Annotated in this window: 19 protein-coding genes; 14 read left to right on the top strand and 5 right to left on the bottom strand. The window is 72.1% G+C overall.

What is annotated here, in order from left to right:
* Window positions 1–158: 158 nt before the first annotated feature.
* The 3 genes from AC3EN4_RS17210 to AC3EN4_RS17200 form a co-directional block, all read right to left on the bottom strand.
* Window positions 159–1,253 (bottom strand): aminotransferase-like domain-containing protein, encoded by a 1,095-nt coding sequence (locus AC3EN4_RS17210; RefSeq protein WP_435206793.1) that lies wholly within the window; start codon window positions 1,251–1,253, stop codon window positions 159–161.
* A gap of 106 nt (window positions 1,254–1,359) precedes the next feature.
* The gene (locus AC3EN4_RS17205; RefSeq protein WP_435206792.1) at window positions 1,360–1,818 is read right to left on the bottom strand and encodes an ester cyclase; all 459 of its coding nucleotides are present in this window, start codon (window positions 1,816–1,818) and stop codon (window positions 1,360–1,362) included.
* A gap of 83 nt (window positions 1,819–1,901) precedes the next feature.
* Window positions 1,902–2,294 carry a CBS domain-containing protein gene (locus tag AC3EN4_RS17200; RefSeq protein WP_422737448.1) on the bottom strand — a complete coding sequence of 131 codons (393 nt, stop codon included), beginning with the start codon at window positions 2,292–2,294 and terminating at the stop codon, window positions 1,902–1,904.
* Window positions 2,295–2,408: 114 nt separating this feature from the next.
* Here AC3EN4_RS17200 and AC3EN4_RS17195 point away from each other — a divergent pair, with 114 nt between their 5' ends.
* From AC3EN4_RS17195 to AC3EN4_RS17175, 5 genes are all read left to right on the top strand, one after another.
* Window positions 2,409–2,858, top strand: a complete 450-nt coding sequence (locus AC3EN4_RS17195) for an NUDIX hydrolase (protein WP_435206791.1) — start codon at window positions 2,409–2,411, stop codon at window positions 2,856–2,858.
* The gene (locus tag AC3EN4_RS17190) at window positions 2,855–3,622 is read left to right on the top strand and encodes a hypothetical protein (RefSeq protein WP_435206790.1); all 768 of its coding nucleotides are present in this window, start codon (window positions 2,855–2,857) and stop codon (window positions 3,620–3,622) included. The genes AC3EN4_RS17195 and AC3EN4_RS17190 overlap by 4 nt, the downstream gene beginning before the upstream one ends.
* A gap of 77 nt (window positions 3,623–3,699) precedes the next feature.
* On the top strand, window positions 3,700–4,431 hold the full coding sequence (locus tag AC3EN4_RS17185) for a phosphocholine cytidylyltransferase family protein (protein ID WP_435206789.1): 732 nt from the start codon (window positions 3,700–3,702) through the stop codon (window positions 4,429–4,431).
* Entirely contained in the window at window positions 4,419–5,486 is a 1,068-nt protein-coding gene (locus AC3EN4_RS17180; RefSeq protein WP_435206787.1) for an iron-containing alcohol dehydrogenase family protein, read from the top strand. The genes AC3EN4_RS17185 and AC3EN4_RS17180 overlap by 13 nt, the downstream gene beginning before the upstream one ends.
* Window positions 5,461–6,183 carry a CDP-alcohol phosphatidyltransferase family protein gene (locus AC3EN4_RS17175; protein ID WP_435206786.1) on the top strand — a complete coding sequence of 241 codons (723 nt, stop codon included), beginning with the start codon at window positions 5,461–5,463 and terminating at the stop codon, window positions 6,181–6,183. The genes AC3EN4_RS17180 and AC3EN4_RS17175 overlap by 26 nt, the downstream gene beginning before the upstream one ends.
* 359 nt (window positions 6,184–6,542) lie before the next feature.
* On the opposite strand, the gene AC3EN4_RS17170 is transcribed toward AC3EN4_RS17175, so the two are convergent.
* Entirely contained in the window at window positions 6,543–7,811 is a 1,269-nt protein-coding gene (locus AC3EN4_RS17170) for a glycosyltransferase (RefSeq protein ID WP_435206785.1), read from the bottom strand.
* 80 nt (window positions 7,812–7,891) lie between these two features.
* Between AC3EN4_RS17170 and AC3EN4_RS17165 the strand changes: the two genes are divergently transcribed.
* The 6 genes from AC3EN4_RS17165 (at window position 7,892) to AC3EN4_RS17140 (ending at window position 15,590) form a co-directional block, all read left to right on the top strand.
* Entirely contained in the window at window positions 7,892–8,752 is an 861-nt protein-coding gene (locus tag AC3EN4_RS17165) for an Fpg/Nei family DNA glycosylase (protein ID WP_435206784.1), read from the top strand.
* Window positions 8,753–9,016: 264 nt separating this feature from the next.
* Window positions 9,017–10,588, top strand: a complete 1,572-nt coding sequence (locus AC3EN4_RS17160) for a sugar transferase (protein ID WP_422740865.1) — start codon at window positions 9,017–9,019, stop codon at window positions 10,586–10,588.
* A 32-nt stretch (window positions 10,589–10,620) separates the two neighbouring features.
* Window positions 10,621–11,847, top strand: a complete 1,227-nt coding sequence (locus tag AC3EN4_RS17155) for a sensor histidine kinase (RefSeq protein WP_435206783.1) — start codon at window positions 10,621–10,623, stop codon at window positions 11,845–11,847.
* A 31-nt stretch (window positions 11,848–11,878) separates the two neighbouring features.
* The gene (locus AC3EN4_RS17150; RefSeq protein WP_007453674.1) at window positions 11,879–12,640 is read left to right on the top strand and encodes a LytR/AlgR family response regulator transcription factor; all 762 of its coding nucleotides are present in this window, start codon (window positions 11,879–11,881) and stop codon (window positions 12,638–12,640) included.
* 65 nt (window positions 12,641–12,705) lie between these two features.
* Window positions 12,706–13,368: a DUF5701 family protein gene (locus tag AC3EN4_RS17145; RefSeq protein WP_435206781.1), complete on the top strand. Its 663-nt coding sequence runs from the start codon at window positions 12,706–12,708 to the stop codon at window positions 13,366–13,368.
* A gap of 146 nt (window positions 13,369–13,514) precedes the next feature.
* Complete coding sequence (locus AC3EN4_RS17140) at window positions 13,515–15,590, top strand: carboxypeptidase regulatory-like domain-containing protein (protein ID WP_435206780.1); 2,076 nt, start codon at window positions 13,515–13,517, stop codon at window positions 15,588–15,590.
* A 48-nt stretch (window positions 15,591–15,638) separates the two neighbouring features.
* On the opposite strand, the gene AC3EN4_RS17135 is transcribed toward AC3EN4_RS17140, so the two are convergent.
* Window positions 15,639–16,190: a Uma2 family endonuclease gene (locus AC3EN4_RS17135; RefSeq protein WP_435206779.1), complete on the bottom strand. Its 552-nt coding sequence runs from the start codon at window positions 16,188–16,190 to the stop codon at window positions 15,639–15,641.
* Window positions 16,191–16,373: 183 nt separating this feature from the next.
* Between AC3EN4_RS17135 and AC3EN4_RS17130 the strand changes: the two genes are divergently transcribed.
* The 3 genes from AC3EN4_RS17130 to AC3EN4_RS17120 all read left to right on the top strand — a co-directional run bounded on the left by AC3EN4_RS17130 (window position 16,374) and on the right by AC3EN4_RS17120 (window position 20,217).
* Window positions 16,374–17,051 carry a response regulator transcription factor gene (locus AC3EN4_RS17130; RefSeq protein WP_422737460.1) on the top strand — a complete coding sequence of 226 codons (678 nt, stop codon included), beginning with the start codon at window positions 16,374–16,376 and terminating at the stop codon, window positions 17,049–17,051.
* Window positions 17,048–18,121 carry a sensor histidine kinase gene (locus AC3EN4_RS17125; protein ID WP_435206778.1) on the top strand — a complete coding sequence of 358 codons (1,074 nt, stop codon included), beginning with the start codon at window positions 17,048–17,050 and terminating at the stop codon, window positions 18,119–18,121. The genes AC3EN4_RS17130 and AC3EN4_RS17125 overlap by 4 nt, the downstream gene beginning before the upstream one ends.
* Before the next feature lie 323 nt (window positions 18,122–18,444).
* Window positions 18,445–20,217: a DUF4153 domain-containing protein gene (locus AC3EN4_RS17120; RefSeq protein WP_435206777.1), complete on the top strand. Its 1,773-nt coding sequence runs from the start codon at window positions 18,445–18,447 to the stop codon at window positions 20,215–20,217.

Raw genomic sequence — 20,217 nt, 5'->3', positions numbered from 1 at the left:
GGGGGCGGGGGTTGTGCTGCACGCGTGACCCGGGGCGGCCGGGGGTGATCCCCACTACACCCGTCGGATGACGCTCGCAGCATTGTGGGCCGCCGGCCGCCCGCTGGGGAGACCTGGGACGGCCGGCATCGCCTTTTTGTCGGAAACCCGACAGATATTCAGCTTCGGCTGGCCTCGACGGCCTCCGCGAGCCGACGTACGCCCTCGTCGATCCGGTCGGCGGTCACCGCCGAGAAGGCCAGCCGGAGGGCGTGCCGCCCGCCGTCGAGGACGAAGTCACTGCCCTTGACGACGGCGACCCCACGCTCGGCCGCCGCCGGGGCGAGCCGGTCCACCAGCACGTCCTCGGGGAACTCCACCCACAGGAAGTAGCCGCCGTCGGGCTCGACGAACCGGGCCTGCGGCAGGTGCCGACGCAGCGACTCGGCCAGCACCTGGGCGCGCTCGCCCAGCGCCGCCCGGACCGTCTCGATCGAGCGGTCGATGTCGCCGGAGACGCAGAACTGGTGCACGATCGCCTGCGACACCATGCCGGGCGAGATGTAGAGGCTCGTCGCGTTCTTGGCGATGTCGGCGATCAGATCCGCCGGGCCGACCAGGTAACCGACGCGTACGCCCGGGCAGACCGTCTTGGTGAAGCTCGACGCGTGCACGACGACGTTGCGGGTGTCCAGCGAGAGCATCGACGGCAGCGCCTCGCCCCGGAAGCGGATGTCCGCGTACGGGTCGTCCTCGAAGATCGTGAAGTGGTACTCGGCGGCCAGGTCGAGCAGCTCACGGCGCTTCTCCAGCGACAGCGTCACGCCGGCCGGGTTCTGGTAGTTCGGGATGACGTGGGCCAGCCGGGGGCGCACCCCGGACTCGAGCAGCTTGCGCAGCTCGGCGGTGTCCAGACCGTCCGGCTGGACCGTGACGCCGTGCAACTCGCTGCCCATCCGCTGCAGGTTGAGCAGGGTGCGGTCGTACGTCGGACGCTCGACGACCACCGCGTCCCCGGGACGGATCAGGTGGTCGAAGAGGAACGCGTCGGCCTGCAACGACCCGTTGGTGACCAGCACCTGGTCGGCCGCGACGCCGTGCTTCTCGGCGATCCACTTGCGCAGCGGAACGTAGCCGACGGAGGTGCCGTACGCCGTGACCCCCGCGGGATCGGCGTCGAAGGCGCGTACGGCGGCGGCCTTGAGCCCTTCGACATCGACGATGTCCAGCGAGGGGGCCCCACGGGCAAAGGAGATCAGCTGCTCGGCGGTCATGGATATTGAGCGTACGGGCGGCGGCGGGGGCCGCGTCGACGGCACGGCGATGTCCGCATCCTGAGCCACCGGGACGGGTGACGTGGCGGGACCGGTCGGCGACAGATCAGACCGGAAGTGCCAGCGAGTCGTGCTGCGCCGCCCGGGAGAGGCCGTCAAACTGCACGCCGAGCGAGTCGAGGAGCTGGCTCCAGTCGAAGTAGGAGCGCCACGCCACGATCCGTCCCCGGCGCACGCGGACCACGTCGGCGACCTCCCAACTCACCGACCGGCCGGTCGGCGCGACGGTGCCGTACGGCGAGTGCAGGGTGCCGGTGTGGGTGCCGCCGAGGCGCAGCTCCACGGCCGCGCCGCCGGCCGTACGCACCGAGCCCAGCGGGTCGACCCGCAGGTCCGGAAAGGCACCCGTCCAGGTGCGCAGCAGCGCGGGCAGCTCGATCGGCCGGACCGTGACCCCCGGCATGGCGTAGAACGCCTCCGGGGCGTACAGGTCCGGCAGACGGGCCACGTCCCGCCGCAGGAGCATCGCGTACTGCTGCTCGACCAGGCGCTCCGCGTCACGCATCGGGCCCTCCCCCACGGGCCACGGCGTCTCCGCGCCCGCGAGGGATACCTACCCTTCGATCCGACCCGGCACACCTGCGCGGATCAGGTCGTGGCGGCCACCTGACTCTCCGCCCAGACCCGCATGATGTCCCGTACCGAGATCACCCCGGCCACCTCCCGGCCGTCGAGCACCACCAGGTGTCGGAAGCCACCCCGGGCCATCGCGGCCGCCGCCTCGGAGACCGTCCACTCCGGCCCGGCGTAGACGACGTCCCAGGTGAGGTGGGCGCCGGTGCGTTCGGTGTCGCAGTCGAGACCCGCGCCGATGGCCTTCAACACGTCGCGTTCGGTCATGATGCCGACCCCCTCGGACTCGGGATCGATCACGACCGCCGACCCGACTCCGCGGGCCGACATCATCCGGGCCGCCTGGCGGAGCGTGTGCTCCGGACCGACGACGAGAACCTGGCTGGACATCGCTTCCCGTACCTGCATCACGCATCACCCCTTTGGGACCGTGGCATCCGGTACGGACATGGTCGTCCGTGGATGTTTCCAGGACAAGACCGGACATCGTCGGGATGCGACGTCGCTGGCTACTGTCGACGCGTGTCCACCGAGCCCCTACGCTGCGCCGGCGCGTTGATCGTCGACCGTGACGGCCGCATCTTCTTCCAGCGCCGCTCACCACACCGGCGCCTGTTTCCCGACTGTTGGGACATCGTCGGCGGCCATCTGGAACCGGGCGAGGAGATCGACGAGGCGCTGCGCCGCGAGGTCACCGAGGAGACCGGCTGGTTCGTCTCGGACGTCCTCGGCCAGGTGGGCGAGTACCACTACGTCGGCGACGACGGCCTGGCCCGCGTCGAGTACGACTTCCTGGTCCGGGTGGACGGCGACCTCGGCCACCCGAGGTTGGAGGCGGGCAAGCACACCGAACACCGCTGGCTGGCCGAGCACGAGGTGACCGTGCTGGACGAGAACCGCGACGTCAACGACGGTCTGATCCGGCGGATCGCGGAGGAGGGCTTCGCGCTGCTGCGGTCGATCGGTCGGTGAGCGCCGTCGAGCTGCCGCCGCACCGGGTCGCCGGGCTGCTCGCCCCGGCCGTGGACCGGGTCTTCCGCGCCGGCATGCTCGCCGGCCACGACTGGGGTGGTGCCGAGCTGAGCCAGCGGTACGGCGGACCGGCCGCCACCGGGCTCCTGGTCGAGCTGCGCACCCGCCTGGCGGCACCCGGAGGCACCGTCGACGAGCCCGGATTCGCCGCCGTTACGCGGTACCGCGATCCGGTCGTCAGCCGCCGCGCGGTGGACAAGCAGGTCGCACACGGCATGATCCACCGTCGTCCGGACGGACGGCTCTCCGCCACCGAGCGCGGCACCGCCTTCCTGGGCGAACTGCACCAGGTGCTCGCCGAGGTCACCGAGGAGTTGTGGGCGGGGCACGACGAACGGGTCGCCCGGCTGGCCGCGGCTCTCGGCCGACTCCTGGCGTACGCCCTGGTGCTGGTCGACGAGGACGGTGACCGCGAGTGGCCGGCGTTCGCCGCGATGGCACCCCCGCACGAACCCGACGGCACCCCGTCCGGTGTGCTGCTGCTCAACCGGCTCGGCACGCTGCGCTACCACCGGGCCGACGCGCACGCCGCCGCCTGGACCGCCGCCGGCCACACCGCGTCCAGCGTCACCGCCCTGCCGCCCGGCCCGGAGCGGCTCGCCATCGACCTGGAGACCGACCGACGGGCCGCCGGACCGTACGGCGTGCTGAGCGCCGAGGAGCGGCTGACCATGTTGGCCGACCTGGCAGCGCTGCCGGGCTGACCGGTTGGCCGGAGTCGCCGGGCTCCCCAGGGCTATCCTCCACCGGTGACGGGAGCAGGACGAGGGAGGATGTCGCGATGATCGGAATGGTGCTCGCGGCCGGGGCGGGGCGTCGGCTGCGCCCGTACACCGACACGCTGCCGAAGGCGCTGGTGCCGGTGGACGGCGAGATCACGATCCTGGACATCGCGCTGGGCAACCTCGCCGAGGTCGGGCTCACCGACATCGTGATCGTGGTCGGCTACGCGGCGGACGCGGTCCGCACCCGGCAGGCCGAGCTGGAGAAGAAGTACGGGGTCACGCTCACCCTGGTGCACAACGACAAGGCCGAGGAGTGGAACAACGCGTACTCCCTCTGGCTGGCCCGGGAGCACTTCGCGCGCGGGGTGCTGCTGGTCAACGGCGACACCGTGCACCCGGTGAGCGTGGAGAAGACGCTGCTGGCCGAACGCGGCCCGGGCATCCTGCTCGCGGTGGACACCCTCAAGCCGCTGGCCGAGGAGGAGATGAAGACCACCTTCGACGCCGCCGGCCAGCTCACCCGGATCACCAAGCTGATGGACCCGGGCGAGGCGTACGGGGAGTACATCGGCGCGACGCTGATCGAGCCGCAGGTCGCCGACGCCCTCGCCGACGCGTTGGAGGCGACCTGGCGGCGGGACCCGAACCTCTACTACGAGGACGGCTACCAGGAGTTCGCCGACCGTGGTGGCGAGGTCCGGGCCGCGCCCATCGGTGACGTCCCGTGGGTCGAGGTCGACAACCACGCCGACCTGGCCCGCGCGCGGGAGATCGCGTGCCGCTACTAGCCCGGAGCGTCCTCACCCCGCTGCACATCGACGTGCGACGCGGGGCGGTCGCCGACCTGGCCGCCATCCTGGCCGACGGACGGATCTCCGCCGGCGGCGACGTCGCGGTGGTGGTCGGACCCGGTCAGGGCGCACAGATCGCCGAGCTGATCCGGCCGTCGCTGCGCTCCGCCGACGTGTTCACCGTCGCCGGGGCGACCCTGGACGCCGCCGACGATCTCGGTGGCAAGCTCCGCGCCCGCTCGTACGACGCCGTGGTCGGCATCGGCGGCGGCAAGACCATCGACGTGGCCAAGTACGCGGCCACCCGGCGCGGGCTGCCGATGGTGTCGGTGGCGACCAGCCTCGCCAACGACGGGATCGGCTCCCCGGTGGCCAGCCTCATCACCGACGGGATCAAGGGCTCCTACGGGGTGCACATCCCGATCGCGGTGATCGTCGACCTGGACTTCGTGGAGAGTGGCCCGGACCGGCACAACCGGGCCGGCATCGGCGACGTGATCAGCAACATCAGCGCGCTGGCCGACTGGGAGCTGTCCCGCCAGGTACGCGGCGAGCCGGTGGACGGCCTGGCCGCCTCGCTCTCCCGGGCGGGCGCCGAGGCGGTGCTCCACCACCCCGGCGACATGACCGACGACTCCTTCGTCACCGTGCTGGCCGAGGCGTTGATCTCCAGCGGCCTGGCGATGGCGGTCTGCGGCACCAGCCGACCGTCCAGCGGCGGCTGCCACGAGATCATGCACGCGATCGACTCGCTCTACCCCGGCACCGCCTCGCACGGCGAGCTGGCCGGGCTGGGGGCGCTGTTCTGCACCTGGCTCCGCGGTGACCTGCGCCGCTTCGAGGAGATGTCGGCCTGCCTGGCCCGGCACGGCCTGCCCCGGCTGCCCGCCGAGGTGGCGCTCACCGACGACCAGTTCGTCGAGGCGGTGCAGTTCGCGCCGCGTACCCGCCCGGACCGGTACACCATCCTGGAACACCTGGCCCTGTCGCCTACCGAGACGCGGGAGCGGCTGGCAGACTACGCCGGTGCAATCCGCGACCAGCTTGGCTGACCCCCGTCCCACCGTCGCCGACTTCCACCGGGTCAACCGGGGCGGCGGCCTGTTCAGCGAGTCGATCAGCCAGTGGCTCGGCGCGGTCTTCGCGCTGGTCGCGCAGCGCCTCGGGCTACGCCCGACCGCGCTGACCCTCACCAACCTGGTGCTCGGCCTGGCCACCTCCGTGACCGTGGTCGCGCTCGCCGGCCCGGTCGCCGACGGGGACGTACCGGCCTGGGTGGTCGGTCTGGTCGCCCTGGTCGGCTGGCAGGTGGCGTACTCCCTGGACTGCGCGGACGGGCAGCTCGCCCGGGTCACCGGCCAGGGCAGCCCGGCCGGTGCCCGGATCGACATCCTCTGCGACGTGGCCGCGCAGATCGCCCTGGTGGCCGCGCTGGCCGCCACCGCCGTCGCGCAGGAGCCGTCCACCCCGACCTGGCTGGTGGCCACCTTCGCGGGCACCTGGATGGTCAACCTGGTCACCTCGGTGATGCAGTCCGGCCCGAACGCCGCCAGCATGGTCACCTCGACCTCGCTGCCGGTACGCCTGGTGAAGCTGGTCCGCGACTACGGCGCGGTCATCTTCGTGGCCGCCCTGGTGCTCGCCGTCGCGCCCGCGCTGGTCCTCTGGGTGCTTGTCGCGTTCACCATCGTCAACGGCGGCTTCCTTCTGGCGAGCATCGCCTTCTCCGCCCGAGCCTCCCTGCGCTGACCCCACCCGCTGCGCTGCGCTGCGCCGCGCAAGATCCGCACAACTTCCCCGAAACTGCTGCCTCCTGAATGCGGAAGGCAGCAGTTTCCCTGATGTTGGTAGATCTTGCCGCGCCCATGCGCCGGAAACGACCGCAGTGGTGTCCTGACCGACGCCCGCCGACAAGATCGTGCTCGAACCAGGAAACAGTGCCATCCGACCGTCCCGGAGGCCACTAGATCCTGGTTCGAGCACGATCTTGCGAGGGCACTGGGGCGCGAGGGCACTGGGGCGCGAGGGCACTGGGGCGCGAGGGCACTGGGGCGCGAGGGCACTGGGGCGCGAGGGCACGTGGTGCCGGCGTGGGTCGTCTGGCCGGGTCAGGCGGGGTTGGGGGTGCGGGCGACGCCGGCGTAGATGTCGATTAGTTGCTTCGTCACCACGTCGGGGTGGAAGGTGCGCTCGTACCGGGCCCGGGCGGCCAGGGTCAGCCCGGCTGCGCCGGCTCGAGCGACCGGCAGGGCGGCGGCGAGCGCGGCCGGCTCCGGCGCGACGACCCAGCCGGCCTCGCCCAGACCGATGCCGGCTGGCATGACCGGGCCACCGCCACCGGCGACCGCCGAGGCGGTCTCGGCCGGGCCGGTGCCGGCGGGCTCGTGGGGGGCGTCCGCTCCCACCAGGTACGGGATGCCGCCCAGCGCGGTGCCGAGCACCGGCCGGCCGCTCGCCAGCGCCTCGATGATCACGGTCGGCAGCACGTCGTGCCACATCGACGCCGCGATCACCACGGCGCTGGCCTCGACCGCGGCCCGGACGCCGGCGCGGTCGAGCTGCCCGAGGTAGACCACGTCGGGGCGTTCGGCGGCGGCGGCCTCGACCAGCGGGCGCAGTTCGCCGTCACCGGCGATCCGCAGCGTGCCCAGGGTGCCCGCCGGGTGTCGTCGCCAGGCGTCGAGCAACAGGTCAACGCCCTTCTCAGGGGAGAGCCGGGCCATGTAGAGGAAGCCGTCACCGAGCGGCGCCGGTCGGCCCGGGTCGGGCACGGCGTTCGGCTTCACCACGATCCGGTCGTCCGGGATGCCGTAGTCGCGCAGGTGGTCGGCGATGGCCGTGGTGAGCGCGATGAACCGGTCGACCGACCGCCAGGTGCCCCGGTGCACGGCCAGGGTGGTCGCCATCAGCGCGCTCTGCGCCGCCGAGTCGCGGTAGCACCGGTGCTTGATCGCCGGCACGCCCAGCGCCCGGCCCTTGCAGTCCTGGCAGATCACGCCGTCCCGGAAGTAGATCCCCGAGGAGCAGACCTGCCGGTAGTTGTGCACCGTCTGCACCACCGGCACGCCGTGCCGGTGCGCGGTCCGCACCACCCAGGGCGAGATCAGCGGGTACGGGTTGTGCAGGTGCAGGACGTCCGGCCGGTGCTCGGTGAGCAGCCGGCTCAGGTCCTGCTGGGCGCGCGGCGCCCAGATGGGTGAGATCGGCAGCAGCGCCTTGGCGGCCTTCGACATCGAGGGGATCTCGTCCGAGCTGCGGATGAACGGCAGCACCTCGACACCGGCGGCGGTGAGCTGAGCGATCTCCGCGTCGACGATGGTGTTCTCGCCGGAGGGCTGAGCTTCCCGGTACCGGTTGTGCGCCACCACGATTCTCACTGAGCTTGCCTTTCGTTCGCGATTGCGGGACTCGCAAGCTCATTCCTCACGCTCACGGGAAAGAAGGCTACCGTTGGCTGGTGCCCGAACTACCGGAGGTTGAAGCGCTCGCGGGTTACCTGCGGCAGCGCGCGGTGGGGCGGCGTGTCGACCGGCTGGAGATCGCCGCGATCAGCGCCCTGAAGACGTACGACCCGGCACCCACCGCCGTCGCCGGCAAGGCGGTGGTCGACGCCCGTCGGCACGGCAAGTTCCTCGACGTCGTCATCGAGGGTGACCTGCATCTCGTGGTGCACCTGGCCCGGGCGGGCTGGCTGCACTACCGGGAGGCGTTCCCGTCCGCCGCCCCGCTGCGGCCGGGCAAGGGCCCGATCGCCGTGCGGGTCCGGCTCGACGACGGCTCCGGATTCGACCTCACCGAGGCGGGCACCCAGAAGAAGCTGGCCGCGTACCTGGTCACCGATCCGGCGGCGGTGCCCGGGGTGGCCAAGCTGGGCCCGGACGCGCTCGCCGCCGACCTGCCCACCTTCGTCGAGCGGCTACGCAGCCGGCGCGGGCAGGTCAAGGGGGTGTTGACCGACCAGTCGGTGCTGTCCGGGGTGGGCAACGCGTACTCCGACGAGATCCTGCACGCGGCGAAGCTGTCCCCGTTCGCGATCACCGATCGGCTCACGGACGCCCAGCTCGCCACCCTGCACGCGGCGACCCGGCAGGTGCTCGGCGACGCGGTCGAGCGGTCCCTCGGTCAGCGGGCCGCCGAACTGAAGGGCGAGAAGCGGTCCGGGCTGAAGGTGCACGCCCGTACCGGCCTGCCCTGTCCGGTCTGCGGGGACACCGTACGGGAGGTCTCGTTCGCCGACTCGAGCCTGCAGTACTGCGCCACCTGTCAGACCGGCGGCAAGCCGCTCGCTGACCGACGGTTGTCCCGTCTCGTACGGTGAGTAATCCCACGGGGCGACTACAGAGCGGAATCGGCCCAAGTGAGCCGAACCTCCGGTCCACCGTTCTCGCCACACGGGCATCCATCGGTATAGTGGCCCGGTCCCCGGCTTCTGAAATGGTGCGGAGCCGGCCAGATCCCGCCGACACCATCGGTCGCCAATCTCCTGCGGGGCGGCGACCGGCCGGAGCCCGCGTGGGAGACTGGGACGGTGGGCGACCCGGGCCCTCACGGCGAGTGAGCGGCACGTGTCATGCGGGAGGACATGGGTGAGGTGACGGCAAGCCTCCAGCGCCCGGTATCCAACGAAGGCCGGAGCAGACTCGTGCGGCACGTCGACAGCTTCGAGATCCAGCCGCCGACGCCGCCGTCACACAACGGCGTACCTCGGTCGGCGTGGGCCAGGGCGCGACGCCGTGTCTCCCGGTGGCACCGCCCCTACACCGCGATCCTGCTGCTGCTCGACTTCGGGGCGGCGGCCTTCGCCAGTTGGATCGCGATCCAACTCTTCGACCAGGCCGCCTCGGGTTTCTCCGGCACCAACCAGGACCCGACCTGGTTCCACACCATCTCCTACCTGCTGCTCCCGCTGGGCTGGGTGGTCATCCTCTGGAGCAACCGGGCGTACGACCGGCGGTACCTGGGGCTGGGTCCGGACGAGTTCAAGCGGGTGATCAGGGCCGCGGTCACGGTCGCGGCCAGCGTCTCCTTCCTCGCCTTCGCCACCAAGACCGCGCTGTCCCGGTGGACGGTGGGCACCGCGCTGCTCGGGGCGCTGCTGCTGATCCTGTGGGGCCGTTTCGTGGCCCGCTGGGCGCTGCACTACATCCGTCGGCGGGCCGGTCAGGCCGCGCACCGGATGGTGCTGGTCGGCACCCTGCCGGAGTGCCTGGAGGTCTACGCGGCGGTCACCCGCAGCCCGGCCGCCGGCCTGATGCCGGTCGCCATCCACATCACCGACGGCTACGCGGCGGCCCGTGGGGTGCCGACGCCGGTGCCGGTGCACTCCGGCCGCGACGTCCTCGCCCTGGTCCGCGAGGTCGGCGGGGACACCATCGCCGTGTGCGGGTCGGCCAGCGCCGAGCCGGGTGAGCTGCGCCGGCTGGCCTGGCAGCTCGAGGGTTCCGGGGTCGATCTCGTGGTCGCCCCGCAGTTGACCGACATCGCCGGCCCGCGGGTGCACATCCGGCCGATCGAGGGTCTGCCACTGCTGCACGTCGAGGAGCCGACGCTCTCCGGGCCGGCGCTGCTGGCCAAGAACCTGATGGACCGGGTCGCCGCCGGCCTCGGCCTGCTGCTGCTGATCCCGCTCTTCATCTCGATCGCGATCGCGATCCGGATCTCCGACCCCGGGCCGGTCTTCTTCCGCCAGCCCCGGGTGGGACACGAGGGGCGCACGTTCCGGGTGTGGAAGTTCCGGACGATGTACGTCGACGCCGAGGACCGGCTGGCCAGCCTCACCGACCAGAACGAGACCGACGGCATGCTGTTCAAGATGAAGCAGGACCCCCGGGTCTTCCCGGTGGGCCGCTTCCTGCGCGCCTCGTCGCTGGACGAACTGCCTCAGTTGATCAACGTGCTCTGGGGTGAGATGTCGCTGGTCGGGCCGCGTCCGCTGCCCGCCGACGACGGCGACTTCCTGGGCGACGTACGCCGCCGTCTGCTGGTACGCCCGGGCATGACCGGGCTGTGGCAGGTCTCCGGCCGCTCCGACCTGTCGTGGGACGAGGCCGTCCGGCTCGACCTCTACTACGTCGACAACTGGTCGCTGGCGTACGACCTGAGCATCCTGTGGCGGACCGTCGGGGTGGTGCTCGCCCGCAAGGGCGCCTACTAGCGCCGGAGCCGGCGAGCCGTCAGGATCGCTGCGTGGGTGGCAACCTCTCCGCCGTCGTCGGTGTCGTCTCGCTGGTCACCGCGTTGACCGCGGCCCTGCTGGCGGTGCTGCGACTGCGCGCTCGGCGCGGCATCGCCACCGCCACCCAGCGGGCCACCTACGAGGTGCTGCACACCGCCGGGCTGGCCGCCGAGCCGCTGCGGGCGGGGCTCAGTGCGGCGGGCGCGGCGAAGGCCGTACGCCATCTGCGGGCCCTGGTGGGCGCGGTCGGGCTGGCGCTCACGGACGCCGACGCGGTGCTCGCCCTCGACGGACGCGGTACGCACCACGGCGAGCAACTGCTCGCGGCGGCCCAGCGGTCGATCAACTCGGGGCGGTCGACCGTGCTCGGCGAGTCCGACCTGCGCTGTGACCGGGTGGACTGCCCGATCCGGGGTGCGGTGGTCGCGCCCCTGCACGGCGCCGACGCCCGGGTGGTCGGGGCGCTGGTGGCGATCGCCGACAACGCGCCGGCGCCGGGGCTGGTGCAGGCCACCCTGGAGACCGCGCACTGGGCCGGCAACCAGCTCGCCCTGGCCGAGCTGGACTCGTCCCGGGAGCGGCTGGCGCGGGCCGAGATCCGGGCGCTGCGAGCGCAGATCAGCCCGCACTTCATCTACAACGCGTTGACCGCGATCGGCTCGTTCGTCCGCACCGACCCGGAGCGCGCCCGGGAGTTGATCCTGGAGTTCGCGGAGTTCACCAGGTACTCGTTCCGGGCGCACGGGGAGTTCACCACCCTCGCCGAGGAACTGCGGTCGATCGACAGGTACCTGACGATCGAACGGGCCCGCTTCGGCGACCGGTTGCAGGTGCGGTTGCAGATCGCGCCGGAGGTGCTGCCCGTGACGCTGCCGTTCCTCTGTCTCCAGCCGCTGGTGGAGAACGCCGTGCGCCACGGGTTGTCCCGCAAGCCGGGCACGGGCATGGTGAGCATCGAGGCCCGGGACGCGGGCGCCGAATGCCACATCACGGTGGAGGACGACGGGGTGGGTATGGATCCGACCACGCTGACCGCCGGTATCGCCGAGCTGGCCCGCAGCACCGGCGACCCGGGCGACGACACGGGCCAGCACGTCGGCCTCTCGAACGTCGACGAACGGCTGCGCTCGGTCTTCGGTGACCGCTTCGGTCTGGTCGTCGAGACCGGGCTGGGCTCGGGCACCCGGGTGAGCGTGCGGGTGCCGAAGTTCCACCCGGGCGTACGGGCCGGTTCGTGAGCGAGCGCAGCGAGCGAATGCGGGCAGCCCGGTGAACGCCTCCGGTTTCCTGCGGGTGCTGGCGGTGGACGACGAGCCGCCCGCGCTGGACGAGTTGGCGTACCACCTGCGGGCCGATCCCCGGGTGGCCCGCCTGCACACGGCCGGGGACGCCACCGAGGCGCTGCGGCTGCTCCGCGACGGTGACGTGGACGTGGTCTTCCTGGACATCCGGATGCCCGGCCTGGACGGCATGGAGCTGGCCCGGGTGCTGCGCCGGTTCGCCCGGCCACCGGCGATCGTCTTCGTCACCGCGTACGACGACGGCGCGGTGGACGCCTTCGACCTGGGCGCCACGGACTACGTCCGCAAACCGGTACGCGCCGAGCGGCTTGCCGAGTCGCTGCGGCGGGTGATCGGGTCGCGGGTGGTGCCGTCGCACCCGGCGGCGCTGGCCCGGGCCGAGGAGGATCCGACCATCCCGATCGAGCTGGCCGGTACGACCCGGATGTTGCCGCGCTCGGCGGTGCGGTGGGTGGAGGCGCAGGGCGACTACGCCCGGCTGCACACCGCCGAGGGGTCGCACCTGGTCCGGGTGTCGCTGGCGACGCTCGCCGAACGCTGGGCGGATGCGGGTTTCGTCCGGGTGCACCGGTCGTACCTGGTGCAGTTGAAGTTGATCGCGGAGCTGCGTCTGGTGAACTCCGGCTACGTCGTGGTGGTCGACTCCACCGAGCTGCCGGTGAGCAGGCGGCACACCCGCGAGCTGAAGGACAAGCTGGTCAGGGCCGCTAAGCAGGATTGGAGTCGCTGAACGGGAATGCCCGCAGCCATCCCGTACGTTGTACGCTACGTCGTACGACAACCGGGAGGGCCGCCGTGACCGAAACCCCCTTCGACGCCGAGACCGAGTTCGACAGCCAGCTCGACCGCCTGGTGCGGTTGGGCTACCCGGCCCTCGCCGGAATGCCGGAGAACGCCTTCCGCGACCTGGTCGCGCCGCTGCGCGCCCGAGCGGTCGACGGGGCCGCCGGCCTGCCCGCGCCCACCGACGCGCGGGTGCCCTTCCTGCTGGTCGTGACGCGGGACCTGATCGGCGTGGAGCCCCGACTCGAACTCACCACCCTGGCCGGCAAGCGCAAGCCCGGCTTCCTCGACCGGCACTACGCCGAGGACGACCTGCCGCGCTTCGACCCCATCAAGGAACTGGAGGTGCCTGCCGGGCCGGCGTACCTCCTCTTCGACGTCGACCGTGGTGAGGAGTTCCGCAACCTCGCCCCGGCGGCGGCCATGGAGGGCATGACCGCTCAGAACCGACTGCCGCTCACCATCGACGAAGGGCTCGCCCTCATCACGCTGTACCCCGGGTCGCTGGCCAGCAACAGGTGCTTCTCGCTGGTCGGCTCGCGGTGCGGCGACAAGCGGGTGCCAGCGCTGTGGATCAGCCAGGGCGCGCCGAAGCTGGGCTGGTGCTGGTACGGCAACCCGCACACCTGGCTCGGCTCCGCCTCGGCCCGCCCGGAACGCATCGGTCTCGACTGAATCCATTGGGGACGGTAGCGCCGATCGGCCGGTTACGTAGCCATCGTCGGTGACCTATCGTCCGTGTGCCGGTCCCGTACGGGGCGCAGGGTCGGTGCGGGCGGAGCCTGCTCAGGCCGCCCCACCACCCTCACGTTGGGACATCGATGCAGCAATCCCCAGCCCGCCGCGCCCTGCTGGCCGGTGCCGTCGTCGCAGCGCTCGTGCTGCCCGGCGCCACCCCGGCCCAGGCCGCGGCGACGGGCGCGGTCAGCGGACGACTGACCACCAGCAACGGCGCACCCGCCGCAGACGTTGTAGTCCAGGTCTACCCCGCCGACGACTACGAGAGCGCCGGCTACACCAGCACCGACGCCGACGGCAACTACACCGTGGCCAACCTGCCGGCCGGCTCCTACCGGGTGGGCTACTTCCCCTGGTTGCGCCCCGAGCAGTACCACCACCAGAAGTCCCAGATGTTCGACGCCGATCCGGTGACCGTCACCGCCGGAGGCACCACCACCGTCGACGAGCAACTCTTCGGCACCGGGACCCTCAGCGGCCGGCTCGTCGACGCCGCCGGCAGCCCCGTGGCGAACGTGAGCATCAGCGCCAACGAGGTCGACACGTACGGCTGGGCCGGTGGTTCCACCGACGACGACGGACGATTCGCCATCAACGCGCTACCCGGCCGCTACCGGGTGAGCTTCAACCCGATCGAGGGCTCGTACCAGACCCAGTACGTACCGGGGAAGCTCGACGAGGAGGGCGCCAGCGTCTTCGAGGTCAAGCTGGACGCGGTCACCGAGGTCAACGAGACGGTGCTGCCGGTGGGTGGCCTGACCGGCCGGTTCACCACGGCGACCGGCGCCGCCCTGGCCAACGCCCAGGTCGACATCACCACCGCGAACTCGTACGGCGGAGCATGGACGCAGACCGACTCCAACGGTCGGTTCACCGTCGAGGTGCTCCAGGGGTCCTACAAGGTCGGGTTCTCCAAGGACGACCGGCAGCAGTACTACCGCGGCAAGCTGACGGCCGAGGCCGCCGACGTTGTCGAGATCCGTGGCGGGCAGCAGACGACCATCGCGGACAGCCTGCTCGGCACCGGATCGGTCGCCATCTCGGCCGTCGACTCGGTGACCGGCGCTCCGGTCGCGAACTTCTGCGCCAACTCCGTGTGCAGCAACGGCAGCGGCACGGTGACCGTCAGCGGCCTGCCCCAGGGTCAGCACGACCTCTTCCTGTACGCGCCGGACGGCCACTACTTCTCCCGCCAGCTCACCGGCGTACGCGTCAAGGCCAACAACACCACCAAGCTGACCGTGAAGCTCCGGCCGGGCGCGGTCATCGCCACCACCATCGTCGACCGGCAGACCGGCACGCCGCTGTCGGACGTCTGCCTCGACGCGTTCCTGCCCAAGCAGGCCGCGCTCAGCGACGGCTACGGCGAGTGCAGCGACCGCAACGGCCGGATCCAGGTGGGACCACTGGCCGCGGGCACCTACAAGCTCTTCGCCGCACCGCTCGGCTCCACCTACGGTCGGCAGTGGGTAGGCGTCGACGGCGGGACCGGCGACGAGCGGCAGGCCGCCACCGTCACGGCCACTGTCGGTCAGGTGGCGACCGGTCCACAGGTCAGGATGGACCGGGCGGGCACCATCACCGGCACGGTCACCGACTCCGCCAGCAAGCCGATCCAGGGCATCGACGTCTCCGTGCTGACCGCGCATCCGGGCGTCGGCGTGAACGACGCCACCACCAACGCGAACGGCGTCTACACGTTGCGCAACCTCGGGCCGTACGCCTGGCCGGTCGTGTTCAGCGACGGCCAGTACGCCAGCGAGTGGTCGGGTGACAAGCCCAGCCGGTTCACCGCGACCCCGGTGACCGTCACCGCCGGCGCGGCGGCCAGGCAGGATGCGCAGCTCGACAGCGGGGTGCCCCTCGCCGGCACCTTCCGCACGCCCGACGGCACCGCCTACACCAGCGGTTGGGTCGTGGCCCGCAGCGCCGACACCGGCGACATCGCCGGCAGCGGTGGGATCGAAGACGGCCGCTTCACCATGCGACTCAAGGGCCCGCAGCGTGTCTACTTCACCTACGACGCCTCCCTTGGTGAGGGTCAGCAGGTCAGCGGCCGTTACCTGGTGACCCAGCCCGACGGCACCCGCAAGCTCGCGCTCTTCAACGTGCCGAGCAACGGCAGCATGTCGGCGGACCTGGTCGTACCGGCAGCCTGACAGTGGCGTCAGCGGGGCCGGTGGCAGCGCCACCGGCCCCGCTGACCATCAGAAGATGTCGGCGAGCGCGAGCGTGAGAGGGAACGGCCGCTCGCTGCGATAGACCTCGCCGGTCGGAACGACGACCTGCTCGCGGTATCCACCAGGGCCGTTGACGAGAACGGTCAAGGTCTGCTTGCGGGGTTCCACCAGCCAGTAGAGCGGGATGCCGGCGGCGGCGTACTCGTGCCGTTTGAGCACCGGGTCGCGGCCGGCATTGCTCGGCGAGATCACCTCGACGACGAGGAGCACGTCGCCCGGGTGGAGCGCCGCACCACCTCGATCCATCGCGCTCTCGTGCGCGACGAACAGGTCCGGAACGAAGTACGACGAGCGTTTGGCGCTGACGCCGATGTCCTGGCCGACGAGCAGACCTGCCGGTGCCTGCCGATCGAGCATCCGGCGGAGGCGATTGGCGACCGCGCCGTGGAAGACGTCCGCATGGGGGGACACGAGCAGGCTCCCGTCGAAGATCTCGTAGACCTGGTTGTCCTCGGGGAGGCCCTGGAGGTCGTCCACCGTCCAGGCGTCGCCCCGGCCGGGCCGGGCAGGATTGGTCACCGTCACACCTCCTCTCTACCGGTCCACCCTGACAGCTCGGTTGGTCGTCCACAACGAACCTCGGACGTTCCGGGAGGCCGGCTGCCATTACCGCCGAGTTATCCACAGGGCTGACCGGTTCTCCACAGGTTGTTCACAACGCCACCCACTGATCTCCACGGCGGCTCCCTACAGTCAAACCCCATGAAGGAACGCCGCGTCCTGGTCGTCGAGGACGAACGCACCATCGCCGAGTCGGTCGCCGCCCGACTCCGCGCCGAGGGCTTCGCCGTGGAGATCGCCACGGATGGCCCCAGCGCGGTCGAGCGGTTCCGGACCGGGCAGCCGGATCTCGTCGTCCTCGACGTGATGCTGCCCGGCTTCGACGGTCTGGAGGTGTGCCGGCGTATCCAGGCGGTCCGGCCGGTTCCGGTGCTGATGCTCACCGCCCGCGACGACGAGACGGACCTGCTGGTCGGGCTCGCCGTCGGCGCGGACGACTACCTCACCAAGCCGTTCTCGATGCGCGAGCTGGCCGCCCGCGTCCACGTGCTGCTGCGCCGCATGGAACGGGCCGCGACCCCCGCGCCACCCGCCATCCGCCTCGGTGACATCGAGATCAACGAGACCGAGCGGCGGGTCCGCCGGGCCGGCGCGGAGGTGCACCTCACGCCCACCGAGTTCGACCTCCTGCTGCACCTCGCCGGGCGACCCCGCACGGTGCTTCCCCGGGAGCGACTGCTCGCCGACGTGTGGGGTTGGGCCGACGGCACCGGCACCCGCACGGTGGACAGCCACGTCAAGGCCCTGCGCCGCAAGCTCGGCGCCGACCTGATCCGGACCGTCCACGGCGTCGGTTACGCCCTGGAGGTCCCCGCGTGACCGGCCAACTGGTCGGCTGGCTGGACCGGGTGCTTCCCCGCCCCCTCGACCCGGTCCGCTCGATAAAGATGAAGCTCGGCGTGCTGCTGGTCGCCTCCTGGGCGGTAGCCATCGGTTACTTCTGGTACGGCATCGGCTGGCTCCCACCGGGCACGGCGATCACCTCCATCGGCATCGCGCTGGTCACTTCGCAGGTGCTGGCCCACGGGATGACCTCACCGCTGCGGGAGATGACGGCCGCCGCCGGGGCGATGGCCCGCGGCGACTACACCCGTCGGGTACGCGCCACCTCCCGGGACGAGGTGGGTGAGCTGGCCCAGGCGTTCAACAAGATGGCCGGGGACCTGCACGCGGCGGACCAACGGCGGCGTGAGCTGATCGCCAACGTCTCCCACGAGCTGCGGACGCCGATCACGGCGTTGCAGGGCGTACTGGAGAACATGGTGGACGGGGTGGCCGAACCGGAGCCGGCGGCCCTGCGTGCGGCGCTGTCCCAGACCGAACGGCTCGGGCATCTCGTCGCCGACCTGCTCGACCTGTCCCGTCTCGACGCCGGGGTGGTGCCGCTGCGCCGGGTCCACCTGGATGTGGGGGACTTCCTCGACGAGGCGGTGGAGCACGCCACGGCCAGCGCGGCCGGTGCGGGGCTGGACGTGGACTTCCGGCTGCACGAGTTGGCCGGGCCGTTGACGGTGCACGCGGACCCGTGGCGGCTGCACCAGGTGTTCACGAACCTGCTCGACAACGCGGCCCGGCACAGCCCACCGGGCGGCACCGTGCAGGTGCGCGCCGAGGAGCACGCCGGCCAGCTCCACTTCGAGGTGAGCGACGAGGGGCCGGGCATCCCGACGGCCGAGCGGTCCCGGGTGTTCGAACGGTTCACCCGCGGTGACCGCGCCGCCGGGGGTGGCACCGGCCTCGGTCTGGCCATCGCCCGCTGGGTCGTCGAACTCCACGGCGGCCGGATCGCGGTCCTCGACCCGGTCGGCGTCGCCAAGGGCACCCGTCCCGGCTGCCGCATCCAGGTCATCATCCCGAACAACGGACCATACCGAGGAGAGGTCGCATGACCACCCCTGGCAGCACTCCGCCTCCGACCAGCGTCCCGACGACGCCGGTCGCCGACGCACCGGCGCGACCGCCGGCCAGCACGTCGGCCGCGCCGACCGGTGGCCCCGTGGCCGTGCCGACCGGTGGGCCAGCGGCCACGCCGGCCAGTGACGCCGTGGCCGCGCCGACCAGTGGTCCCGTGGCTGCCGGTGGGCCAGCGGCCGCGCCGACCGGTGGCCCGGCGGCACCGCCGACCAGAGGTCCAGCCACACCGCCGGCCGGTGGCCCGGCGGCACCGGCCATGGGCCCTGCGGGACGGCCGGTACCGGCCTGGCCTCAGCCGATGGCTGCGCCGCTCCTCGCGCCCCGGCCACCGTCGCTGATCGAGCGGCGCTGGCCAGGCCCATCGGGTGCCGCGCGTCCGCTCGTCCTGGCGGCGCTGGCGGCGGCTGCCATCCTCGGCGCGTCGACGATCACGATGGTCCGTCCCGGACTCGGCTGGCTGGTCGCCGTGGTGGCCGGCAGCGCCGCGCTCGCCGTCGCCGCCGTCGTTCGGGCGAGACCGACGAGCGCCCCACCCGCGTCGGTGACGCCGACGTCGTCGCCCACCCCGCCGGCTCCGGCGTCTCCGGGGACCCAGCCCATCGCAACGGGCCAGCCGAGCCCGGCCACCCCGACGGCCCAGGCCGCCACGACCACGCCGGCAGCACAGATCACTCCGACCACCACGCCGCCCAGCCAGGCCGCCCCGGCGGTCCAGGTCACGCCGGCAGCTCAGACCCCGCCGGCGGCCCAGGCCGCCTCGGCGGCCACCGCCCGTCCCGATGCCACGGGGGCATCGGGGCGGGCGGCCCAGGTCGTCTGGGCGGCCGCGACCGTCGCATTGGTGGGCGTGGGTACGGTCCGGGCGGCCGGCTGGCTCTTCGCCCTCTGCCTGCTGGCCGCCGTGGTGACCGGGACACTCGCGGTGACCGGCGGGCGCAGTCCGCTCGGGATGCTGCTGGCCGTGACCCTGCCGCCGGCCGCGACGGTACGGGCGCTCCCCTGGGCGGTACGCGGGCTGCGCGACAACCGAGCGGCCGGCTCGGGTATCGCCGTCGGACGGGTGCTGACCAGCGTGGCCGTCTCCGCCGGTCTGCTGATGCTGTTCGGGCTGCTCTTCTCCTCCGCCGACGCGGTCTTCGCCGACCTGGTCAGCGGCCTGTTGCCCGACATCTCGGTCCCCGGCACGATCGGGTGGACGTTCCGGCTGCTGCTGATCGGCGGCGGCCTGCTGGGCGCCGCGTACCTGGTCAGTCGGCCGCCCGACCTCGAGGGCCTGCGGCCCGCACCGTCCCGGCCCGCGCACCGGTTGGAGTGGACGCTTCCGTTGGTGCTGCTCGACGCCCTGTTCGCGGCGTTCGTACTCGTCCAGTTGACGGTGCTGTTCGGTGGCTCGGGGCATGTGCTGCGCACGTCGGGACTCACCTACGCGCAGTACGCGCGCAGCGGCTTCTGGCAACTGCTCGCCGTCACCGGGCTCACCCTGCTGGTGATCGCCGTCGCCGCCCGCCGGGCACCGAAGGCCACCCGGACCGACCGGCTACTGGTCCGCGTCCTGCTCGGCGCGCTCACCGCGCTCAGCCTGGTGATCGTCGCCTCGGCGCTCTACCGGATGCAGGTCTACGCCGACGCGTACGGGGCCACCCGGCTGCGACTCGTCGTGGCGACCGTCGAACTGTGGCTCGGGTTGCTGTTCGTGCTGGTCGGCGTGGCCGTGGTACGGCTCCGGGCCACCTGGTTGCCCCGGCTGGTGATCGGCACGGCGGTGCTGGCGCTGCTCGGGCTGGCCCTGGTCAACCCCGATCGGCTGATCGCCGAGCGGAACGTCGACAGGTACCTGCAAACCGGCCGGTTGGACGTCGACTACGTGTCCGGCCTGTCGGCGGACGCCGTACCGGCCCTGGCCCGGCTGCCCGAGCCGATGCGGATCTGCGCACTGTCCCGGCTCGCCGCCGACCTGCCCCGGGACGGCCTCTGGGCGACGAACGTCGGCCGGGAGCGGGCCCGCCCCGAACTGGCGAGGATTCCGGTGAACACCACTTCGACGTACTGCCTCGGGCTGCGGTACTGGTGA

The organism is Micromonospora sp. bgisy143, assembly GCF_057708145.1.
Note: the sequence above shows the minus strand (reverse complement) of the source record. Positions and strands in the feature narration are given on the sequence as shown.